Origin of the sequence: Chryseobacterium sp. YR221, assembly GCF_900176315.1 — a bacterium.
GTDB lineage: Bacteria > Bacteroidota > Bacteroidia > Flavobacteriales > Weeksellaceae > Chryseobacterium > Chryseobacterium rhizosphaerae.
Map to the genome: position 1 here is coordinate 373,292 of NZ_FWXM01000003.1, position 21,025 is coordinate 394,316.

Sequence of the window (21,025 nt, forward strand, 5' to 3'; positions counted from 1 at the left end):
TGTAATAAAAAAAATAGATACCAAATTCACTCTTTCAAAGCTTTCTTCTAATTTCAATATTAGAATTTACAACAAATGCTTTTTATTTTTAAATTTTTCATAAATCCCTGGCGATAATTTTAATCAGGAAAAATAGCTATTCATCAAAAAAAACAGATCAATGTTTACTGATCTGTTTTTATGTATTATGACAATATAAAATATTATGCCTTATTTTAAGACACCTGAGGTATCAGAAAATCAGTTCTTTTTCAACTGATCAATTTCGCCCTGCAATTGGTTAATAATATCCTTTAAAGCTTTTATTTCATTTTTATTGGAATTCACATTGCTTTTCAATATGACATTTTTTGCTCTTTCATTATGATCTTCATCTTCTTCATCCTCAGCGATCTCCTCAATATCTTCACTGATCTCTTCCAGATCCTCCTGAATATCTTCAATATCTTCATTGATCTCCTCAATATCCTCACTGATCTCTTCAATATCTTCCTGGATATCTTCAATATCTTCCTGAATGTCTTCAATTTTCTCGTGATTTTTATTGACAGACATCTGAATAAATATAGCCAGATAAATTGCCTCTAAAGAAAGTACTGTGGTAAGAATAAGAAGCATTTTATCAAATTCCACAATATTCAGAATAGGAAGCAGAAACGAAGTAATAAAAAGCAGGGTGTGTACTATCAAAGATGGGATAGAGCCTATCCACGATGTGATATTATCTGCTATTTTTTCAAGAACTTCTGCTTTTTCATTATATTTTTTCATCCATTTTTTTTTACAAGAGTTCTTTAGTTACTCCAAGTCCAAACAGTGCAAAATCATATTTTGCGGGATCATTTTCATCAAACTTTCTGATGGCTATATCGAGTTCTTCGACGGTTTTCCAGTCGTTTTGGGTTCTTGAAATCAAACCTAATTTCCTCGAAATATTACCGGTATGAACATCCAGTGGAATTGAAAGATATTTATGATCTATCTTTTCCCAAATTCCAAAATCTACTCCCCGTTTATCCTTGCGGACCATCCATCGTAAGAACATTATGATCCTTTTTGCAGATGAATTTTTACCGGGAGAGCTGATATGCTTATGACTTCTGTGCTTTTCTGTTTCCAGAAAGTTATTTCTAAACCTTTCAATAGCGTGCAGAAAATTCGTTTCTGATTCCCGTACTTCAAACAAGCTTTCCAGGCTTTCATTTTCTTTATAAATCCTATTGAACTGCCTGATAAAGTAAGCAAAATCCTGACCATTAAATGTCCTGTGAATGCTTTTATCCTGAATATCTTCCAAATCCTTCTGTGAATAATTCATCACAAAATCATAAGGAGAATTCCCCATAATGCTGAGCATTTTCTCAGCTGAACTGATAATTGACTTTCTGTTTCCCCAGGAAATTGTCGCCGCCAAAAACCCTGCAATCTCAATATCCTGTTGCAAAGAAAAACGGTGCGGAATCTGTATCGGGTCATTTTCAATAAAGTCTGGAGTATTATACCGGTCAGCCTTTTCGTCCAGGAAACTTTTTAATTCTTCAAACTTCAACATATTCAATTTAAATTTTTACACTCTCCAACGCTTTAGGTAAAAACGTATTGGGGAAAATATTTCTTGCCTCATCAGTAAATACCGTTAGATCTCCATATCTATTGGAAAAGTGTCCTAATATCAGTTTCCCGACCTGAGCTTTCTGGGCAATAGTTGCCGCCTCTAAAGCCGTGGAGTGGCCTGTATAATCTGCCATTTCCTTCAAATCATGCAGGAACGTGGATTCATGATATAAAACAGTGACGTTTTTAATAATCGGAAGCACACTTTCCAGGTAACGGGTATCGCTGCAAAAAGCATAAGATACTCCCGGTGCCGGTTCAAGAGTTAAGATCTCATTTTTAAGGACGTAACCATCACTTAACACGAAATCTTTTCCTGCTTTAATATGATGATAATCACAGGTTTCAATTTCACTGTATTTGGCAATTTCTTTCATATTAAGATGCCTGTCCTTTGGTTTTTCCTTAAAAAGATAACCATTACAATAAATCCTGTGATCTAAGGGAATAGTATAGACCTCTACCCTATTATCTTCATAAATTTTTTCTGAATAGTTTTTATCCAATTCATGGTACACCACTTCAAAACCACGGTGTGTTTCTGTAATATCAAAAATAGTATCCAGCATCTTCTTGATCCCCTTCGGCCCATATACATGGAGCGGATTATCCCTTCCTAAAAGGCGGAAGGACGCAATAAGTCCCGGAAGCCCGAAACAGTGATCCCCATGAAGATGAGAAATAAAAATATGGTTGATTTTTGAAAATCTTGCTTTGGCCTTTCTCAGCTGTACCTGTGTCCCTTCACCACAATCAATCAGAAAAAGTCTTTCTTCCATGTCCAGCAGCTGAGCAGTGGGTGAAGTATTGATAGTCGGTATTGCTGAATTAAAGCCTAATATCGTTAAATAAGTACTCAAATCAATAATTTATTATAACAAATGTACAACAGAAAATCTAAAACGTAAATTTTACCTTACAATTTAAATAGGAAAAGCATAAGACCCCGGACTTTTCTCTTCCATCAGAGAAGGTGAATACCCGGATCATAAGGCTGGCCTTGATATCCTAATCTGTCACTTTTAAAAAATCCATAAACAGGTCTAATGCCTGTCTGCGGTGGCTGATTTTATTTTTATCCTCAGGAGTCATTTCTGCAAAAGTCCTGTCGTGCCCTTGCGGAACAAAAATAGGATCATACCCAAATCCTTTGAATCCTTTATTTTCTGTCAGTAGATTTCCATGAACTCTTCCTTCAAAATACTGAGCTCCATTCTCATCATAATAACACAAAACAGTAACAAAATAAGCTTTCCTATTCTCTATCCCTGTCATTTCAGCTAAAACTTTTTCAATATTTTTGGCAAAATCATGATCTCCTGCATACCGAGCAGAGAATATTCCCGGTCTCCCGTCTAAAGATTCTACAGCCAAACCGCTGTCGTCACCCAAGCTTGGAATTCCTGTTTTTTCAAAGCAGTATTTTGCTTTAATCAAAGCATTGGCATGAAAAGAGTCTCCGTCTTCCACAATTTCCTCATGAATATTGTAGTCCGTAAGGCTTTTCACTATACAATCATTTCCTAAAATCTGCTGAATTTCTTCTTTTTTATGTTCATTGTGTGTTGCGACTAATAATTCCATTTCTTTATTCATTTTCCAATTTTATTTTTAGCTGTATATATTAAATTTCAGAGTAATGGACTTTATATTTTTTCATAAACAGATAGTAGAATAATGAAAAAAGGACAAGTCCGGTGGCCAGGATAAGCCACTCTGAAACATTAAAAACTTTTGCAAAGCTTTCATCTTTACCATAAAGAACCAGCAATGAGAGGCTCAGGTTATTGAATGCATGCAAGAGTATAGGCAGCAGTAAAGTTTTCGTTTTATGATACACCAATCCCAATATACATCCCAGCATCACTGCACTGATAAACTGCCATGGATTTCCATGAACAACTCCAAAGATAATGGAAGCATATACAATAGCTTTCCATGGTTTAATTCCTTTATTGACCAGTCCTTTCTGAATAATTCCTCTGAATATAATTTCCTCAAAAATAGGAGCCAAAATCACAGTCATAATAATCATCACTACCGGGTCGTCTGTCAACTGGCTCATAAGTTGAATAAAATATTCATAAAAGTCTCCAAAAACAGGACCTGTGGTTGGGATTAAAGAGGTAATAAACTCTGCAATAAACATCATCCCGGCCATCATTGGAAAAATCAGAAGGTAGGTATAGAAATTAACCGAAGAAAGGTTGAAGTTGAGTTTCTTATTGGTGGTACGCCTTACAATGAAAAAATCAAAAAAGGCAATGGCCGTTAAAAATCCTACAGAATTAGCCACCATTAAAAACCAGTCTTTTAGTTCAAGGTTTTCTTTGAAAGTCACTTTCCAAAAAGTACTGAATAAAGAAACAGCCATTGTTCCTACAAACAGTCCAACGACCAAAGTCAGCCCTCCTAGCCACGTGAAAGTAAACTTTGGATATTTGCTATTTTCCATTCTTTTCTCTGTAAAATTTTATGGAAACAAAGATAATTTTTTTGAATGCCACAGGCAACTAAAAAAGGAAATTCTTATTTTCACCGCGGTAGTTATCCTAATACAAAAATGAGGGTTGAATCTCTATTTCTCTGTATTTATTTTCCATTTAATATAAAACATGAAATCCCGCATCTCCCCCATCGTGAAACACTCAAAAGCTGGAACCTGAACCTCCCAACCAACATTCTTGTATTTTATTTGAAAACCTCGTAAAAAATCACGATTTTTGCAACTTCAAAATACAATATGTCAGACTTAATCAAAGAAATACAAAAAAGAAAGACTTTTGGGATCATTTCCCACCCGGATGCCGGAAAAACGACTCTTACGGAGAAATTACTTCTTTTCGGGGGAGCCATCCAGGAAGCGGGTGCGGTAAAATCCAATAAAATAAAAAAAGGAGCTACCTCCGACTTTATGGAAATTGAAAGACAGAGAGGGATCTCTGTAGCGACTTCCGTATTGGCTTTTGAATATAAAGATCATAAAATCAACATTCTCGATACTCCGGGTCACAAAGACTTTGCTGAAGATACTTACAGAACGTTAACTGCTGTAGATTCTGTAATCGTTGTCATTGACGTCGCAAAAGGGGTTGAGGAACAGACAGAAAAGCTGGTGAAAGTTTGTAGAATGAGAAACATTCCGATGCTTGTTTTCATCAATAAACTTGACCGTGAAGGTAAAGATGCTTTTGATCTGCTGGATGAAGTGGAACAAAAACTTGGATTAAGAGTAGTTCCTCTTTCTCTTCCTATTGGTATGGGAAGTGACTTCCAGGGTATTTATAATATCTGGGAAAACAATATTCAGTTATTCCTGGAAGAGAAAAAACAAAAAGTAGGAGAATCCATCACTTTCGATAATATCAACGATCCTTCTATTGATGAGGCAATTGGTCCAAAAGCGGCCCAGTCATTAAGAGAAGAATTAGAACTTATCCAATCTGTATATCCTGAATTCAGCCGTGAAGAATATATGAACGGTGATCTTCAGCCGGTATTCTTCGGTTCTGCTTTAAATAACTTTGGGGTACGTGAGCTTCTGAATGCATTTATTGAAATTGCTCCAATGCCACAGCCTAAGGAAAGTGACCTTCGTATAGTGAAACCTGAGGAAAGCAATTTTACAGGATTTGTTTTCAAGATCCACGCTAATATGGATCCTAAACACAGAGACAGACTGGCATTCGTCAAGATTGTTTCGGGAACATTTAAAAGAAATGAAAACTATTTACTGGTAAGAGAGGGTAAAAAGATGAAGTTCTCGTCTCCCAACGCTTTCTTTGCTGATAAAAAAGAAGTCGTGGAGGAAAGTTTCCCTGGTGATATCGTAGGTCTTCACGATACAGGAAATTTCAGAATTGGTGATACCCTGACCGGTGGGGAAAAACTTAGCTTCAAAGGAGTTCCTAGTTTCTCTCCGGAACATTTCCGTTATATCAATAATAATGATCCGCTTAAAGCCAAGCAGTTGGCAAAAGGTATTGATCAGTTGATGGATGAAGGTGTTGCACAGCTATTCACCCTGGAAATGAACAATAGAAAAATTATCGGAACAGTGGGAGCGCTTCAATATGAAGTAATCCAGTACCGTCTGGAGCACGAATATGGTGCTAAATGTACCTACGAACCCCTATCTATGCACAAAGCATGTTGGGTAGAGGCTGATGAAAAATCAGAAGAGTTTAAAGAATTTGCAAGATTAAAACAAAGATTCCTTGCCAGAGATAAATACAACCAGCTTGTATTTTTAGCAGACTCCTCATTTACGATTCATATGACACAGGAAAAATTCCCGAATGTGAAACTGCACTTCATCAGTGAGTTTAAAGATCATTAATAAGCAAAATTGCTAAAACATACATCCGCAGAGGTTTTCTCTGCGGATTTTTTTATTCATACTTTTCCCTTAAGATTTAAGAAGAACTAAAAAAGGTCTTACTTTAAGACAAGATTATTTCCCTTATTTATTTTCATAAAAAGTCTGCATAATCTCTTCAGTCTTCAGGTGAATAAAGATATACTAAGCTATAAAGCCTGACATATTCAAATATATCCTGGTAAAATCCCATCAAAAGCAATATGGGATCTGCAAAACGGCTTTGTAAATCTCTTGTAAAACAAATACAAAACACTGATACTATAACAGTTATCATTTTACCAGTATAATACATTCTATTTACAAGTGTTTCGGGTGCTCCCCTCCTAATTTTACTTCATCAAAAATTAATGTTATGAAAAAGTTCATCTTACTAGTGGCTATATCAAGCACCTTCATTATGTGTAAAAAAGGAGAAGCTGCACAATCTCAACTTGAAAAAACAATACAGACGGCAGACAGTGCTTCCAGTGTTGCTGCGGAAGCTGTAGACAATGCCAGCCATACCATCAGCAAAACTCTTGATTCTGCCAATATCAAAATAAAAGATTTTGAAAACACCAAAAACGAGATCCAGCAGAAAATAGAAAACACATCAAAAGTTGTGGATTCTTTATCTGATAAAATTGCCTCTACAAAACTGGAGTCTAAGGTGGAGAAAAAGGATTCTACAGCAAAGAAGTCTGAAAAAATAATCGTGAATGTTCCTGCTCCCAAGGTGATCAAAGAAACCAAAGTCATTTATAAAGACAACCCTAAAAATGACAGTTACGAACTGAACACACCTAAAAACAGAATGGTAAAATCCGGTCAGATCTCTATCAAAGCAGACAATGCGGAAACTGTGAAAGAAATCATCAAGGAGGAAGCCCTTAAAAATAACGGTTATATCAAAAGTGAAGATCTTTCTTATATAGAATCTGCGGACCGCAGACGTGAGGACCAAAAAGTATACACCATGGATATCAAAGTTCCTATTCAGAATTTTGATGGCTTAATGGATGCTTTAAACAATAGTATTGGTGATATTGAGAGCAAAAATATTCAGGTTTCAGGAACTAATTATATGGATAATGCTATTTGCAGCATTTCAGTAAGTCTTACAGACAAAACAGAAGCTGAAAAAGCGCCTAAAAATTTCGGAGAAAAATCGCTGGCAGCCATTTCTTCAGGCTGGGATGTGATCACCTCTATTTTCCTGTTTATCCTTCCGTTGTGGCCTCTGTTCCTGATCGGCGGTATTGGATATTATTTTTACAAAAAAAGAAATAGAAACCTTCCTAATAACGATTCTCACTAGAATTTAAAATCCATCCTCGTGATGGATTTTTTTTGCCGAAAAATGAATTTAAATAATCCGAATTGTGTCAATTTCTATTCTTCTTTACTTATTAAGTCTGGCTAAATGGTAGTATCATTTTAGAAAGCTGACCGAAGCCCCCCCTATTGATATGTAACAACCACATTATACATTATACATTATACATTATACATTATACATTATACATTATACATTACTCATAAAATAGCCCCGATAGCAACGGTTACCCCGCAGCAAGTATCAGCCGGAGAGCTGGCGCGAGGAGTATGAGTGGATAGCGGGAAACAGCTTCTAAAAAATAAAAAGGCCTCCAAATTGGAAGCCTTTCTGTTATTTCATATTCACTACTTTATCTACGACAAACTTTGTGTTTCCTCTCCAGGGAAGTGCCCCATTGTATTCTTTGTAATGGAGGTCAAAGGTTTTACCACTATTGGTTTCCAGCTGTTTGAAAACTTCAGGGTCATCCACAGAAAATTCAAACTCATAGCTTGTAATACCTCCCGCTTTACCTTTTCCAAATCCTTCCTGAATCAGTTTACCTTCATACGTTTTGAAGACATAGCCTTTTTTCATGGCATAATTCAGGTATCCGGATTTCACACCTTCTCCAAAAACGAAGAAGTACTTATACCATACAAATACTCCTAACAATAGCAGTACGACACCGAGGGTGATCCACAAAGATTTTTTCATAGAATGTGTGTTTTAAAATAGTTATTTTGCGATACTTCTTGAGATCACGATTTTCTGGATTTCAGAAGTTCCCTCATAGATCTGAGTGATTTTTGCATCTCTCATTAATCTTTCTACGTGGTATTCTTTTACGTATCCATATCCACCGTGGATCTGTACTGCTTCAATGGTAGTATCCATCGCTACCTGAGAAGCATATAATTTTGCCATAGCTCCGCTTTCAGAGATATCTTTTCCTTCATCTTTCTCACATGCTGCCTTGAAGCATAGCATTCTTGCTGCTGTAATCTGAGTAGCCATATCAGCTAATTTGAAAGCAATTGCCTGGTGGTTGATGATTTCGGTTTTGAAAGCTTTTCTTGTTTTAGCATATTTCAAAGCTAATTCATAAGCTCCCGAAGCAATACCTAATGCCTGAGAAGCAATACCGATTCTTCCCCCATTCAACACTGCCATAGCAAAGTTGAACCCGAATCCGTCTTCACCGATTCTGTTTTCTTTCGGTACTTTTACATTGTTAAAGATCAAAGAGTGAGTATCACTTCCTCTGATTCCTAATTTGTCTTCTTTTAATCCGATTTCAAAACCTTCCCATCCTCTTTCTACGATGAAAGCATTGATTCCTTTATGTTTTTTCTCAGGATCTGTTTGAGCAATTACGATATAATAAGAAGCTGTTCCACCGTTTGTGATCCAGTTTTTAATACCATTTAAAAGATAATAATCTCCTTTATCTTCTGCTGTTGTTTTCTGAGAAGTTGCATCAGAACCTGCTTCAGGCTCAGATAATGCAAATGCTCCGATTACCTTTCCACTTGCCAGAGGAGTAAGGTATTTTACTTTTTGTTCTTCAGAAGCAAACTTTTCAAGACCGGCACACACCAATGAATTGTTTACAGACATTACAACGGCAGCAGAAGCATCAATTTTTGCAATTTCTTCCATTGCCAAAACGTAAGAAACGCTATCCATACCTGCCCCTCCGTACTGTGGATCAACCATCATTCCTAAAAGACCCATCTCACCCATTTTCTTAACCTGTTCTGCAGGGAATTTCTGGTCACGGTCTCTTTCAATAACTCCAGGTAATAATTCATTTTGTGCAAAATCTCTTGCTGCCTGCTGAATCATCAACTGTTCTTCTGATAAATTAAAGTTCATAAAAAAAATAATTAGATAGCCGTAAATTTACACTTTTTAAGCAAATCTGGAAATATAAATTAGAAGTTAGAATAGAGTGATTAGAAGTTAGTTAAAAAAAGTATATTTCAGTGGGGCCTATCATTAGAAAAACGCCTTCAATAATCAATATATTATGGTAAACATTCAATTATTTCATTCAAACTTCTAAAATTAAAAAAAATGCTTATATTTAGATTTCTTTATAAATTACTTAAAAAATCATGACGATAAAGAGATTATTCGATATTCCTCACTACGCTTTGGAAAAATATCCTAAAACGGATATGTTTGTCACTAAATACCATGGTGAATGGAAAAAAACTTCTACACAAGAGTTTATTAATGAGGGAAATAAGATATCCAGGGGATTACTGAAGCTGGGAATAAAACCAGGAGATAAGATTGCATTGATCACTACCAATTCCCGTACGGAGTGGGCTATCATGGATTTCGGAATGTCTCAGATCGGTGTTGTTTCGGTACCGGTTTATCCTAGCATTTCTCCTGAAGATTATGAATTTATCTTCAATAATGCAGAAATACAGTATTGTTTTGTTTCTGACAAAGAACTGTTCAATAAAGTAATGAAAGTAAAACACAATATTCCCAGTCTACAGGGAATCTTTACTTTCGACAATATAAGCGGTGCTGCCAACTGGAAAGAAATTCTGGATCTTGGTAAGGATGAATCTACACAAATTGAAGTGGAAGATCTGTCCAATGCCATCAATACGGAAGACCTGGCAACGATTATCTACACTTCCGGTACTACCGGCAGACCTAAAGGAGTGATGCTGACCCATAATAACATTGTTTCCAATGTTCTGGGATCTATTCCAAGAATTCCCAAGAAAAGAAGCCTGGACTACAAGGAAACAAGAGCGTTAAGCTTCCTTCCTATCTGTCATATTTTTGAAAGAATGCTCTTTTACCTTTACCAATATAACGGATTCTCACTTTATTTCGCCGAAAGTATCGACAAAATGGGAGAAAATGTAAAAGAAGTGAAACCTCATTATATGACGGTGGTTCCAAGACTGGTAGAAAAGGTATATGATAAGATTTACAATACCGGTTCTTCCGCAGGAGGATTGAAATCAAAAATATTCTTCTGGGCATTGAATTTAATTACTAAAAAGAAGGAAATTTCAAAACCGTCCGGAATACAGGAAATCATCGCAGACAAACTGGTATTTTCTAAATGGAGAGAAGGTTTAGGCGGTGAAATTATCACTTTAGTTTCCGGATCTGCAGCTTTGTCTACAAGATTAAACCTCATGTTCCAAAATGCAGGAATTCCTATTTTAGAAGGATATGGCTTAACGGAAACATCTCCTGTAATTTCTGTGAACAGCTTTGAAAAAATGAAAGTGGGAACCGTAGGAGTGCCATTAGATAATTTAAAGGTAAAAATCCAGGAAGATGGTGAAATCACAGTAAAAGGACCTTCTATATTCAAAGCCTATTTCAAAAATGAAGAAATGACCAAAGAGGCCTTTACTGAAGATGGATTTTTCAAGACCGGAGATATCGGGCATATTGACAGTGATGGATTTTTACAGATTACAGACCGTAAAAAAGAAATGTTCAAAACTTCCGGTGGAAAATATATTGCACCTCAAACTATTGAAAATTTGGCGAAAGCATCTAAATTCATTGAACAGATCATGGTTGTGGGTGATGGTGAAAAAATGCCGTGTGCATTGGTACAGCCTGATTTTGAATTTGCAAAAAGCTGGGCCATGCGAAATAATTTAAATATCGGCTCTACCCCTGAAGAAATTGCTAAAAGCACAGAATTAAAACAAAGAATAGAAAAAGAAATTGAGGGTATTAATGAGCACCTTGGAAACTGGGAGAAGATCAAAAAGATTGAACTGACCCCTGAAGTATGGAGTATTGAAAGCGGATTGCTTACCCCAACCTTAAAGCTAAAAAGAAAGGCCGTAAAAGAGAAATTTATCGCCCTGTACAATAAGATGTATGATCATCATGAATAAAAACATTAACCGCTTCTTTGGAGCGGTTTTTTTATGCTTAAAAAAGAGCATGATGTTTAATGTTTAGGCTAAAGCCATTGGAATATGGATCTTAAAGTAAAACGGGCTAAAGCCCGTTTCTATTGAATATTTCCGATTATCAGATATTCCAAACCACTCAACGCCCTGTTTGTCATTCCGAAGGAATCTAAACCAGCACTTTCATAAACAGCGACGAAGTTTTATCTAAAAAGCATTAGTGCTATTTGTGAAAACATTGGTGCCATTAGTGTTTAACAACCACCATATATTTTTAAAATAAAACAGACCAGGACCATTCCTATTGAATACTTCCCCCTTCTAGCCTCTCCGATTATCAGATATTCCTAACTACTCAACGCCCTGTTTGTCATTCCGAAGGAATCTAAACCAGCACTTTCATAAACAGCGACGAAGTTTTATCTAAAAAGCATTAGTGCTATTTGTGAAAACATTTGCGCCATTAGTGTTTACACCCATCTCCCAAAACAACACCTATTTCAAAAAGACTATAAAAAAAGCTGTCTCATTTCTGAAACAGCTTTTGTATTATTTAAAATCAATAATTAGAATTTAATTACAGACTTCATTTTTTCGTTTTCTTCCATTACCAACTCATCATCTACAAGAATTTTTCCAGAGTGTTCGTCAATAATAATTTTCTTTCTCTGAGCAATTTCCATTTGCTTTTGAGGAGGAATAGTGAAGAAAGATCCTTTTGGAGCGCCTCTTTCTAATCCTACTACTGCAAGACCGTTGATAGAGTTTGTTCTGATTCTGTTGTAAGAAGCCAATAATCTTTCATCAATTTTACCTGCGAATTCTTTAGATTGCTCTAACAGATATTCTTCTTCCTTTTGAGTTTCAGACACAAGATCGTTTAATTCTTCTTTCTTGAATTTCAAGTGGTTTTTTAAATCATCGATCTTTGCGTTCAATTCGCTTAAAGTTTCGTTTTTGTGAGCAATTTTAACCCCGAATTCTTTAATTCTCTTATCAGCAAGCTGAATTTCCAGATCCTGGAATTCCATTTCTTTTCCTAATGCTTCAAACTCTTTGTTGTTTCTTACATTATCCTGCTGAGATTTATATTTCTCAATTAAAGCCTTTGCATGGTTAATAACTTCATGCTTGGTTTTAATCTGATCATCCTGTTCTTTGATGTCTGCATGAAATTTTTCAGCTCTTTTCTCAAGACCTTCAATCTCGATTTCAAGATCTTCAACTTCAATTGGCAATTCTCCTCTAGTATTTCGGATTTCATCCAATCTTGAATCAATGATCTGTAAATCGTATAAAGCTCTTAATTTTTCTTCAACTGAAATATCGTTGGTTTTTGCCATATGTTAAATGAAATAATTTACTGGGTTTGTTTTTTCAATAGATTTTGAAATTGCAAATGTACTAAATTTTTGTGATAAAATTTCAAATAATTGTTGACTTACAAATTGTTCTGATTCATAATGACCTATATCACAGATCAGCATTTTGGACTCCGCTAAAAAATAATCGTGATATTTAATATCTCCGGTGAGGTAAACATCACATTTTTTGGAAATTGCAGCTCTGATTCCACTGGCTCCGGATCCTCCGAGAACCCCTACTTTTTTTATTTTTTTATGATTAAAAGCAGAATGTTTTATCACTTCAAGACTGAATTTTTCTTTTACAAACTGCAGAAAATCCTTTTCATCCATTTCATCCTCCAGCTCACCATACATTCCCAATCCGGCATGTTGGTTTTTATTATCCAGAGTATAAACCTGATAAGCCACTTCTTCGTATGGATGTGCGGTCTTCATTGCACCAACGATCTGCCCCTGCTTATAAGATTCAAAAATTACGGAAATCATATCCTCATCAGCATTTTCACGAATATTTTTCTCTCCGGAGAATGGATTGGAACCTTCTACCGGCTTAAATGTTCCATTTCCATTGACAGTAAAACTGCATTCATCGTAAAAACCTATATTGCCCGCTCCTGCTGAAAACATAGCCTCTCTTACTTTTTCAGAATAGTCTTTAGGTACAAAAACCGTCAGCTGCTTCAAATTATTTTCTTTAGGCTGAAGAATTTTCATGTTCTTTAATCCCAGCTGGCTGCATATTCCGTGGTTGACCCCAAAGAAATCATTATCAAATGCCGTATGAATAGCATAAATCGCAATCTTATTTTCAATAGCCTTTAAAACAGCTCTTTCAACATAGTTTTTCCCTGTTAGGGATTTTAGCCCGGAAAATATGATCGGATGAAAACAAACAATCAGATTACAGTTTTTCAGAATTGCCTCTTCTACTACATTTTCCAATGCATCATGGCATACCAGAATTCCGCTTACATCACGATCGGGAACACCACACAGCAATCCCACGTTATCAAAATCCTCTGCCTGTCTGATACTTATTTCCTCTTCAATCTTTGAAATTACAGCTCTTAGCTTCATTAGTCTATTTTTACAGTTACAGCGAAGATATTAATTTTACAAGGATTCCGAAAAAATTTCTACGTCAATAAAAAACTATTGATATATCATAATGGCATAGGGTAATATTGGGAATTTCCTTTTAACAGATCTATCTTTACGCTATACTTCATGAAAATGATTATCTTCACTGTGAAATAACCCAATTTAAATGGAAAGAGAACACAATCTTGTTCCGGAAGATACACTCTGGAAAAGATATCTTTACAGGATCATCTACCGCTCCGACACTAAGCTCGGAAAACTTTTCGATATCATATTATTATCCTTAATTCTTGTCAGTACTGCTATCATTATGATGGAAAGTGTACCTCAGCTGGACAAAAGATTTCATTATACATTTCTAATTCTGGAGTGGATTATCTCTATTTTCTTTTCCATTGAATATTCCATGCGGATTGCCGTGGTAAAAAATAAGAAACATTATATTTTCAGTTTTTTTGGAGTTATTGATTTTTTTGCACTGGTTCCATTTTACTTAAGCTTTTTCTTTCCGGTAACGAAGTATTTCCTGATTTTCAGAATGCTGAGAATGCTCAGAGTTTTTAGGGTTTTCAATCTTATGGACTTCATGAATGACGGTTCCGTGATTGTCAGGGCCTTAAAAAACAGTTCCAGAAAGATTTACATTTTCCTTTTATTCTTAATTATTTTTTCGGTAATCGTTGGTTCCCTGATGTTTATGGTGGAAGGAGGAAGACCGGGATTTGAAACTATTCCACAATCTATTTACTGGGCTGTGGTTACTGTAACTACCGTAGGATATGGAGATGTCTCTCCTATTACGCCTTTAGGGAAGTTTTTTGCGGTTGTTCTGATGCTGGCCGGTTACTCTATCATTGCTGTTCCTACCGGAATTGTAACCGCAGAAATGCGGAATAAAAGACAGAACCTGGAAAAGGTATGTGAACAGTGTGGTAACGAAGATATTGATGATGATGCCAGATACTGCAAACAATGTGGCAAGAAATTAGCTTAATATTTAGTATTCATTTAATTTATCAACCAAATACCACAAAATCATGGAACCACAAAAGAAAAACAAGCCCAATAGCTTAGTCATTATCCTTTTTGCATTAGTTGTACTAATGATTATCATCTACTTTATTCTTGTCATGTTCTTTCCAACAGTTTTTGAGATGATGAATACTGGAGATATACAACCCGTACCCAATAAATAATGAGTAATAACTTATAAATACACGATATCGACATAAAAAAGGAAGAGTGAAATATTTCACTCTTCCTTTTTTATAGTAAGAAATTAAAGCCTATTGTTTTATTTTTTAATCGCTTTAATGGTTTGCTTGGATCCGTCTTTCATATTCAGAGTTACTAAATAAATTCCTGATTTCAGATCTCCTAACTGAAGAACAGAAGCCGGTTGATCAATACTTTTCATTAATCTTCCTGAAATATCAGAAATGGAAATTGATTTTACCTGATCAATCTTTGAAATATTCAGTACTTCCGTAAATGGATTCGGATATGCCTGAACCGTATTTTTAGCTTTAGAAGTTTCTGAAGTTGCCAGATTTTCTTTGTTAATAGAGATGGTAAATGTTCCTTCCAAATCATCAGACCATGTACTGTAATTCCCTACATTCACATAATAGACCGTTCCGGCAACCGTTGGGATAGAAATTGTTTCTGTTTCTCCGGATCCATTCCCATCTATAGTGTCCACACAGGTTAAGCTGCCACATGCGCCGCTAAATACACCGATTTGAGAGTCAAAATAACTATCTGCAGGAGTGGTTACAGTGATATCGAAAGTACTTCCATCTCCTGTGAAAGTAAACCATGTCCCGTCATTCATCCCATTAGTACACATTTCAAGGTAGGCCCCATTATTAGTAGCCCCTGCAGCATCAGACTGTGTATAGGTATATGGGAATGCAGCAGCAGTTAAAGCACCTGAACATTCATCATTCGCCGGTGGTGGAGGTATAGTTCCCACACATAAATTAAAGCTCTGAGCTTCTCCAGCTCCGCCATAGCTGTATACTCTTATATAATAGGTATTTCCTGCTGTAAGACCGGTAAGAATTTCCATTCCACCATATCCGCACAAGGTACTTACAAGATTTGCACAATCTCCGCTAAAAACCTGGTAATAAGCCTCATCATTAAAATCACTTCCAATAGAAACCACATTGCTGAGCGTAACTACATGACTGGTGCCTGTTGCGGTAAATTTAAACCAAACATCATCATCTGCATCGCCGTAGCACGGATCAGTCAATAATCCTGAGTCACTAGCACCCAGGGTATATCCTGATGCTACACTGCCACAGTTCATATCCGGATTTACTGTAAGTACTACAGCATCAGTACAGTCATCATTAGCCGGAGCAGCCGGAGCAGTTCTGAATTTAATGACAGAGCATCCTACAGATTCGCCTCCAGCACCTACTGCTGTTACTTTAAGATAATAATCGGTATCAATAGCCAGTGGAGAGGTAGGTGTAAAATTATTGGTCGTTACAGACTGCTGATTAACAATATCAGTTCCTCCAGGTGTTGTTCCTATAGAAATCTTATACCCCGTAGCTCCCTGAGGGGCATTCCACGTAATATCCGGTGACACCGGTATAAATGTTGAATTATTTCCCGGATATCCAACCATAGGACAAGCAGGAATAGGATTAATCGTAAGCCCCATAAGACTCACCACAGATCTATATTCCAACAAATCACCTGTTGGAGGGCTTGCTGGGTCAGGATTTGTAGAATCACTGCTGTAAGAAAGGGTACGGTCTGTTACCGAACCATATTTAAATACAGAGAATATGTCATCATCATCATAGTCTTGGGAATTTTCTTCTGCTGCAATGACTAAATTCTGCGTGTTGTTATAGGGAAATGGGGTAGCAAAAGTTATTTCTATTACTCCATTAGCATTCGTAACAGTTCCCGCATATACCTGTGTCAGCTGGGCTACAGGGATCCAGTCATCATCAGATGTAAAATTTGTTTTGGCTGTATGTCCCAGATAAACAACCCAGTCAGATGAATTATCAATAGACGCTGAAGCATCCAGATAAAATTTAACGCCGGTGATATTTCCCGCCGCATTAGCATTAATTTCCTGTTTGGTAAAGATCTGCTGAATATACGAATATCCATAATAAGGATTGATCGGGGCGTTCCCGGTTTCAGTGCTCCCTTCTCCAAGGTTGATTTGAGCATTTAGTACCATGCTTATTGTAAACAGGCATAAAAGTAATATTTTCTTCATATTTCTTTAATTTAGTGTTAACTTGATTACCAAATTAATAATAATTTTAACACAACGTTTAAAAAAATTAAAAAAATATTAAAAAAAGCAGCAACTCTAGAGTTGCTGCTTTGTAATTATTAAAAATTAATGAATTTTACTTTTTTATGACTTTAAAGATCTGTTTAGATCCGTCTTTCATATATAATACAGTCAGATACATTCCGTGGTTTAAATCTCCCAATTGAAGTACAGAAGAAGGAGACTCTACAGTCTTCACTACCCTTCCTGCCAAATCAATGATTGAAACAGATTTCACCTGAGATACATCCGAAATGTTAATAACATCAGTAAACGGATTAGGATATACTTTAAGTCCTTCTTTTACCTTAGTCTCAGAAGTGGCTAACTGTGCAGCTGTCACTTTAAAATTATCTATAAAGAAGTCATAGTCTTCAGCATCATCTGTGGTACCCGAAGAACCGTAAAATGCAAAGATTGTATTAGGATTGGTATATCCTGTAAGATCCAAAGAATAAGTATTTAATGCATTGGAAGGCCCATTGGCTACTGTCCATGTATTCAACACTGTCCATGTAGTTCCACCATCTGTGGAAACGACAAACTGCATTGTATCATCACTTCCCATAGCAGATGAAATAGTATCAGCAAAATCTGTCACTGCGTAGTCAAATTCAACTTTATACCCTCCAGCAGAAAGGTCGAATGCTGCAGTCTTAAGCCATCCAATTCTGTTAGCGCTGTAAATATTCATTTTGGCAGCCCCAGTAGTTCCGGAATTAAGGAATCCGTCAGCAATCCACAATGCAGTAGATCCTGTAGATCCTGTAGAAGGCGATCCTCCGGATGCTTGTGACCAACACATTCCCGGGAATGTTGAAAAATCATTGGTATAAGCCGGAACAATAGCAAGGCAAGCCGTAGTAAATGTTACCGCACCTACCCATGCTCCTTTATCTGTACCATTACAGTTAGATCTTACCCAAACATAATATGTTGAACTCGCTGCAAGACCTGATAAAGTTCTATTGGTAGCTGTGATATTAGTTATCGTTGCCGGAGTTGCTACAGTAGGAGTTGCATTGGATGTAGAATAATAAATTTCATATCCACTGCCCGGAGCAGTTGCAGGAGCAGTCCATGAAACATCAGCACTTTGAGCAAGAACAGCAGATGCCACTAATGCTGCAGGATCTGCACATGCAGGAGTCAGTTCGTAGTTTACATCATCGATAAGAACACTATTGGCAGGGCTTCCTGTGTGTCTGAAAGCAAGTGTTGTAGTTCCTGCCGGAGCAGTAATACTATTCACTATAAAATTATCTGCAACAGTGGTACTGGTCGTTGTAAAAATCCCAAGACTTACAAAAGAAGATGCCGCCGTAGGGTCTGTTAAATATCCCACTTCAACTTTCCCTCCTAAAGTAGAGTTTGACCTCGCTTTGAATCTCAATCTATAAAGACCTGTATCTAAAGTGCTTACCGGTCTCATTTTCACTATTGCAATATTACTGGTACTAGAAGAATAGATATAGAGAACATTTGGAGTACTTCCTATTGAACCGGCCTGAGTATTAGCACTTCCCGTCGTTCCTACTTTTCCCCAGCATGCAGGCCAGTTTCCTGCTGTCACACCATCAAAATTTTCAGAGAAAGAGGTTACAGTACCACAAACGGTCGAAAAATTTCTTTCTGTACAGTTCGTTGAACTTTGTGTAGCTGTATAAGCACCTACCGAATAATAATAGGTTGTTGAATTATTAAGAACGGTAGGTAAGGTATAGGTCGTTACATTTCCTACATCTACATTATTCATAACATCCGTTCCTCCGGGAGTAGTTCCTATTCTCAATTTGTATCCATTCACCCCTGTTACAGCCGACCAGGTAAAGGTAGGTGATAACGAAACGTCAGCAGCAGCAGATGCCGGTGCAGAAACCGTAGGGCAAATTGACAAAGTAGTGAAGTTTCTTTCCGTACAACCCGTAGAAGTTTGGGTAGCATTATAAGAATTGATTGTATAGTAATATTTTGTATTGTAAGCCAACTCATTTGGTAATGTATACGTAGTAACATTTCCTACATCAAAAGCACTTAAAACATCCGTTCCACCTGCAGTCGTTCCGATAGATAATTTATAACCGGTAGCGTCAACATTGGCAGTCCACGTAAAAGTAGGCTTCAAAGCCACTCCGGTTGCTGATGAAGTTGGAGCAGATACCGAAGGACAGAATGTTTTGGTCGTAAATGTAGCCCCATATACCCAGATACTCTGATCAGCTCCACAATTCGATCTTACCCACACATAATAAGTACTGGATGGTGTAAGTCCTGTAACCGTTTGAGTTGTCCCCGTAGCGCCGGTAAAAGTTGGTGTAGAAGCAGCAGTAGGTGCTGTTCCTGATGTACTGTAGTAAATATCATAAGTAGGTGCGGCAGTAGTAACCGTCCAGTTGACAGGAACGGTGGTAGCCGTTGTCGTTCCGGTAGTAACCGTCGCAGGCATCAGACAGTTCATAGCATTCACTTTAACATTGTCTATGAATATATCATCACTTCCAAAATCTCCCGTTGCAAGGAATCTTATCACTGCAGTAGAGCTATTGGAGCCTAAAACAACATTTTTACTGGACCATGTAGCAGAAGTTCCAAAAGCAGTACCTACCGTTGTAAAGGTAGCCCCGCCATCGGTTGAAAGCTGTATTTTAAGATTATCTGTACCGGATACATTCACATAATCAAAAGAAAGAACTCTCTCTCCTGTTCCGGAAGATAAATCAATATACAGGTCCATATATCCATAAAGACCTGCAGAAACATGGTAAGAATGGAATCTTGCCGCAGGAGCCGTTGCCGGAGAAGAAATAGGTGTGGCCGTAGACTCAGAGACATCTGTCCATCCCGATACACTTGTAAAACCAGCATTAGCAGCTGTCAACTCGGTAGATCTCCATGAATTATCTCCTCTGGAAGGCCATGACCTCCAGTTTGAAACATTAGGCAGATCTCCTACAGAATTTCCATTACCCCAGGCAGAAAAAGTTTCAGTATAAGGCATGGAAGCATAAGACGGAGCTCCAATCCAGTTTCCCGGAGTATATTTAAAACTAAGACCAGAAGCCGGAACCGTATTTCCGTTAGTGGTTCCTAAAGTACAGGATGTAGTTGTAGATCCTGCCCCTGCAGTGGTGCTTGTCCAGTCCGTCCCTACTCTGTTATTCAAATCAGAGCTTTCTCCTCCTTTTAACCCTACCTGTCCACTTAAGGTCGCTGTACCGGAAGCGCAGTCACCATACATAATCTCTACGGTATTAGCGGTTGTATCCAATACGATCTGGAAATTTAACTTTTGAGCAGCAGAACCGCTATTACTCTGAAGGTCTGTAAACTGAATCACAAACTTAGAACCGATTGTTTCGTAAGCAATCTCCGAAGTAGTAGTATTGGCAGCTCTTAAATTAGCTGTAAATCCTGCTACCGCGCCTTCAAAAGCTGAGTTAGTTGTCAAAACACTCGTATTACCGGCTGAGGGAGCAATTCCAAAGGTAATATACCCATTGTTGCTGATGTAAATACTGGTGTAGATCTTACCATTGTATTTAAATGGAGCCGGCAAGGTAATAGCTGCAGAAGCAGCATCGGTATTCAAAGCAGTCCCGGACTGCCAGACAGTTTTACCTGCGGATAACGGAGTGTAGGTACCCAGACTCTGAACAAATCCATAACCATTATTGGTATTTGGATTCGCAGTTTGTGGAGGACCTACCTGTGCAGATACGCTATAAAAAAAAGCAGCCATGCACGTGAGTAGAAGTTTCTTCATATATAGTAAATAAAATTAGAGGGTAAATGTAAATAAATATTCAATAAAAAATCATAAATTAATTTAAATCAATGTTTAAAAATCAATAAATATCAATTATTTTTAATTAAAATTAAACAATTATTTAGTTTTAACGTTTTTTCATCAATCAATTATAAATTATAAAAAACTGATTGTCAAATACTTACATATACGCATAATAAATCCATACCATAATCAAGCTTCTATTTAACATAAAATAATTTTTGATAAAAAATCACTAAATTCAC

Annotated in this window: 16 protein-coding genes; 5 read left to right on the plus strand and 11 right to left on the minus strand. The window is 36.9% G+C overall.

From position 1 onward, the window contains the following. Nucleotides 1-240: 240 nt before the first annotated feature. From B8967_RS10840 to B8967_RS10860, 5 genes are all read right to left on the minus strand, one after another. Nucleotides 241-771, minus strand: coding sequence for a DUF1003 domain-containing protein (locus B8967_RS10840; RefSeq protein WP_084086106.1), 531 nt, complete (start codon nucleotides 769-771; stop codon nucleotides 241-243). Nucleotides 772-781: 10 nt separating this feature from the next. Further along, nucleotides 782-1,552 (minus strand): TIGR02757 family protein, encoded by a 771-nt coding sequence (locus B8967_RS10845; protein ID WP_047485760.1) that lies wholly within the window; start codon nucleotides 1,550-1,552, stop codon nucleotides 782-784. Between the two features lie 7 nt (nucleotides 1,553-1,559). Further along, nucleotides 1,560-2,474 (minus strand): ribonuclease Z, encoded by a 915-nt coding sequence (locus B8967_RS10850; RefSeq protein WP_084086107.1) that lies wholly within the window; start codon nucleotides 2,472-2,474, stop codon nucleotides 1,560-1,562. 148 nt (nucleotides 2,475-2,622) lie between these two features. Continuing rightward, nucleotides 2,623-3,198 carry an RdgB/HAM1 family non-canonical purine NTP pyrophosphatase gene (rdgB, locus tag B8967_RS10855; protein ID WP_228406124.1) on the minus strand — a complete coding sequence of 192 codons (576 nt, stop codon included), beginning with the start codon at nucleotides 3,196-3,198 and terminating at the stop codon, nucleotides 2,623-2,625. Between the two features lie 40 nt (nucleotides 3,199-3,238). Further along, the gene (locus B8967_RS10860) at nucleotides 3,239-4,069 is read right to left on the minus strand and encodes a CPBP family intramembrane glutamic endopeptidase (protein WP_084086108.1); all 831 of its coding nucleotides are present in this window, start codon (nucleotides 4,067-4,069) and stop codon (nucleotides 3,239-3,241) included. 288 nt (nucleotides 4,070-4,357) lie between these two features. Here B8967_RS10860 and B8967_RS10865 point away from each other — a divergent pair, with 288 nt between their 5' ends. Together B8967_RS10865 and B8967_RS10870 are read left to right on the plus strand one after the other, a co-directional pair. Next, complete coding sequence (locus tag B8967_RS10865; RefSeq protein ID WP_047485685.1) at nucleotides 4,358-5,953, plus strand: peptide chain release factor 3; 1,596 nt, start codon at nucleotides 4,358-4,360, stop codon at nucleotides 5,951-5,953. Between the two features lie 394 nt (nucleotides 5,954-6,347). Then, the gene (locus tag B8967_RS10870) at nucleotides 6,348-7,292 is read left to right on the plus strand and encodes a DUF4349 domain-containing protein (RefSeq protein WP_084086109.1); all 945 of its coding nucleotides are present in this window, start codon (nucleotides 6,348-6,350) and stop codon (nucleotides 7,290-7,292) included. 351 nt (nucleotides 7,293-7,643) lie between these two features. Here the strand turns inward: B8967_RS10870 and B8967_RS10875 are convergent, their stop codons facing one another. Both B8967_RS10875 and B8967_RS10880 read right to left on the minus strand, forming a co-directional pair. Beyond that, on the minus strand, nucleotides 7,644-8,009 hold the full coding sequence (locus tag B8967_RS10875) for a hypothetical protein (protein ID WP_047485689.1): 366 nt from the start codon (nucleotides 8,007-8,009) through the stop codon (nucleotides 7,644-7,646). 21 nt (nucleotides 8,010-8,030) lie between these two features. Next, a complete protein-coding gene (locus B8967_RS10880) occupies nucleotides 8,031-9,170 on the minus strand; it encodes an acyl-CoA dehydrogenase (protein ID WP_047485691.1) in 1,140 nt (379 codons plus the stop codon). A 242-nt stretch (nucleotides 9,171-9,412) separates the two neighbouring features. On the opposite strand from B8967_RS10880, the gene B8967_RS10885 reads away from it, so the two are divergent. Next, nucleotides 9,413-11,191 (plus strand): AMP-dependent synthetase/ligase, encoded by a 1,779-nt coding sequence (locus tag B8967_RS10885; protein ID WP_084086110.1) that lies wholly within the window; start codon nucleotides 9,413-9,415, stop codon nucleotides 11,189-11,191. 584 nt (nucleotides 11,192-11,775) lie between these two features. Here B8967_RS10885 and B8967_RS10890 read toward each other — a convergent pair. Both B8967_RS10890 and B8967_RS10895 read right to left on the minus strand, forming a co-directional pair. After that, complete coding sequence (locus tag B8967_RS10890) at nucleotides 11,776-12,552, minus strand: zinc ribbon domain-containing protein (RefSeq protein WP_047494193.1); 777 nt, start codon at nucleotides 12,550-12,552, stop codon at nucleotides 11,776-11,778. Nucleotides 12,553-12,555: 3 nt separating this feature from the next. Next, entirely contained in the window at nucleotides 12,556-13,653 is a 1,098-nt protein-coding gene (locus tag B8967_RS10895; protein WP_084086111.1) for a Nif3-like dinuclear metal center hexameric protein, read from the minus strand. Between the two features lie 190 nt (nucleotides 13,654-13,843). Here B8967_RS10895 and B8967_RS10900 point away from each other — a divergent pair, with 190 nt between their 5' ends. Both B8967_RS10900 and B8967_RS22465 read left to right on the plus strand, forming a co-directional pair. Further along, nucleotides 13,844-14,671, plus strand: coding sequence for an ion transporter (locus B8967_RS10900; protein WP_047494200.1), 828 nt, complete (start codon nucleotides 13,844-13,846; stop codon nucleotides 14,669-14,671). Between the two features lie 43 nt (nucleotides 14,672-14,714). Further along, the gene (locus B8967_RS22465; RefSeq protein WP_156126115.1) at nucleotides 14,715-14,873 is read left to right on the plus strand and encodes a hypothetical protein; all 159 of its coding nucleotides are present in this window, start codon (nucleotides 14,715-14,717) and stop codon (nucleotides 14,871-14,873) included. 98 nt (nucleotides 14,874-14,971) lie between these two features. Here B8967_RS22465 and B8967_RS10905 read toward each other — a convergent pair whose 3' ends face one another. Both B8967_RS10905 and B8967_RS10910 read right to left on the minus strand, forming a co-directional pair. Beyond that, entirely contained in the window at nucleotides 14,972-16,933 is a 1,962-nt protein-coding gene (locus B8967_RS10905; protein ID WP_084086112.1) for a T9SS type A sorting domain-containing protein, read from the minus strand. 136 nt (nucleotides 16,934-17,069) lie between these two features. Then, on the minus strand, nucleotides 17,070-20,756 hold the full coding sequence (locus B8967_RS10910) for a fibronectin type III domain-containing protein (protein ID WP_084086113.1): 3,687 nt from the start codon (nucleotides 20,754-20,756) through the stop codon (nucleotides 17,070-17,072). Nucleotides 20,757-21,025 lie beyond the last annotated feature (269 nt).

Coding starts and splice junctions, on each gene's coding strand:
- B8967_RS22465 (WP_156126115.1), top strand. CDS start 14,715: ATGGAACCACAAAAGAAAAACAAGCCCAATAGCTTAGTCATTATCCTT.
- B8967_RS10875 (WP_047485689.1), bottom strand. CDS start 8,009: ATGAAAAAATCTTTGTGGATCACCCTCGGTGTCGTACTGCTATTGTTA.
- B8967_RS10895 (WP_084086111.1), bottom strand. CDS start 13,653: ATGAAGCTAAGAGCTGTAATTTCAAAGATTGAAGAGGAAATAAGTATC.
- B8967_RS10870 (WP_084086109.1), top strand. CDS start 6,348: ATGAAAAAGTTCATCTTACTAGTGGCTATATCAAGCACCTTCATTATG.
- B8967_RS10845 (WP_047485760.1), bottom strand. CDS start 1,552: ATGTTGAAGTTTGAAGAATTAAAAAGTTTCCTGGACGAAAAGGCTGAC.
- B8967_RS10880 (WP_047485691.1), bottom strand. CDS start 9,170: ATGAACTTTAATTTATCAGAAGAACAGTTGATGATTCAGCAGGCAGCA.
- B8967_RS10900 (WP_047494200.1), top strand. CDS start 13,844: ATGGAAAGAGAACACAATCTTGTTCCGGAAGATACACTCTGGAAAAGA.
- B8967_RS10885 (WP_084086110.1), top strand. CDS start 9,413: ATGACGATAAAGAGATTATTCGATATTCCTCACTACGCTTTGGAAAAA.
- B8967_RS10865 (WP_047485685.1), top strand. CDS start 4,358: ATGTCAGACTTAATCAAAGAAATACAAAAAAGAAAGACTTTTGGGATC.
- B8967_RS10890 (WP_047494193.1), bottom strand. CDS start 12,552: ATGGCAAAAACCAACGATATTTCAGTTGAAGAAAAATTAAGAGCTTTA.
- B8967_RS10905 (WP_084086112.1), bottom strand. CDS start 16,933: ATGAAGAAAATATTACTTTTATGCCTGTTTACAATAAGCATGGTACTA.
- B8967_RS10840 (WP_084086106.1), bottom strand. CDS start 771: ATGAAAAAATATAATGAAAAAGCAGAAGTTCTTGAAAAAATAGCAGAT.
- B8967_RS10860 (WP_084086108.1), bottom strand. CDS start 4,069: ATGGAAAATAGCAAATATCCAAAGTTTACTTTCACGTGGCTAGGAGGG.
- rdgB (WP_228406124.1), bottom strand. CDS start 3,198: ATGGAATTATTAGTCGCAACACACAATGAACATAAAAAAGAAGAAATT.
- B8967_RS10910 (WP_084086113.1), bottom strand. CDS start 20,756: ATGAAGAAACTTCTACTCACGTGCATGGCTGCTTTTTTTTATAGCGTA.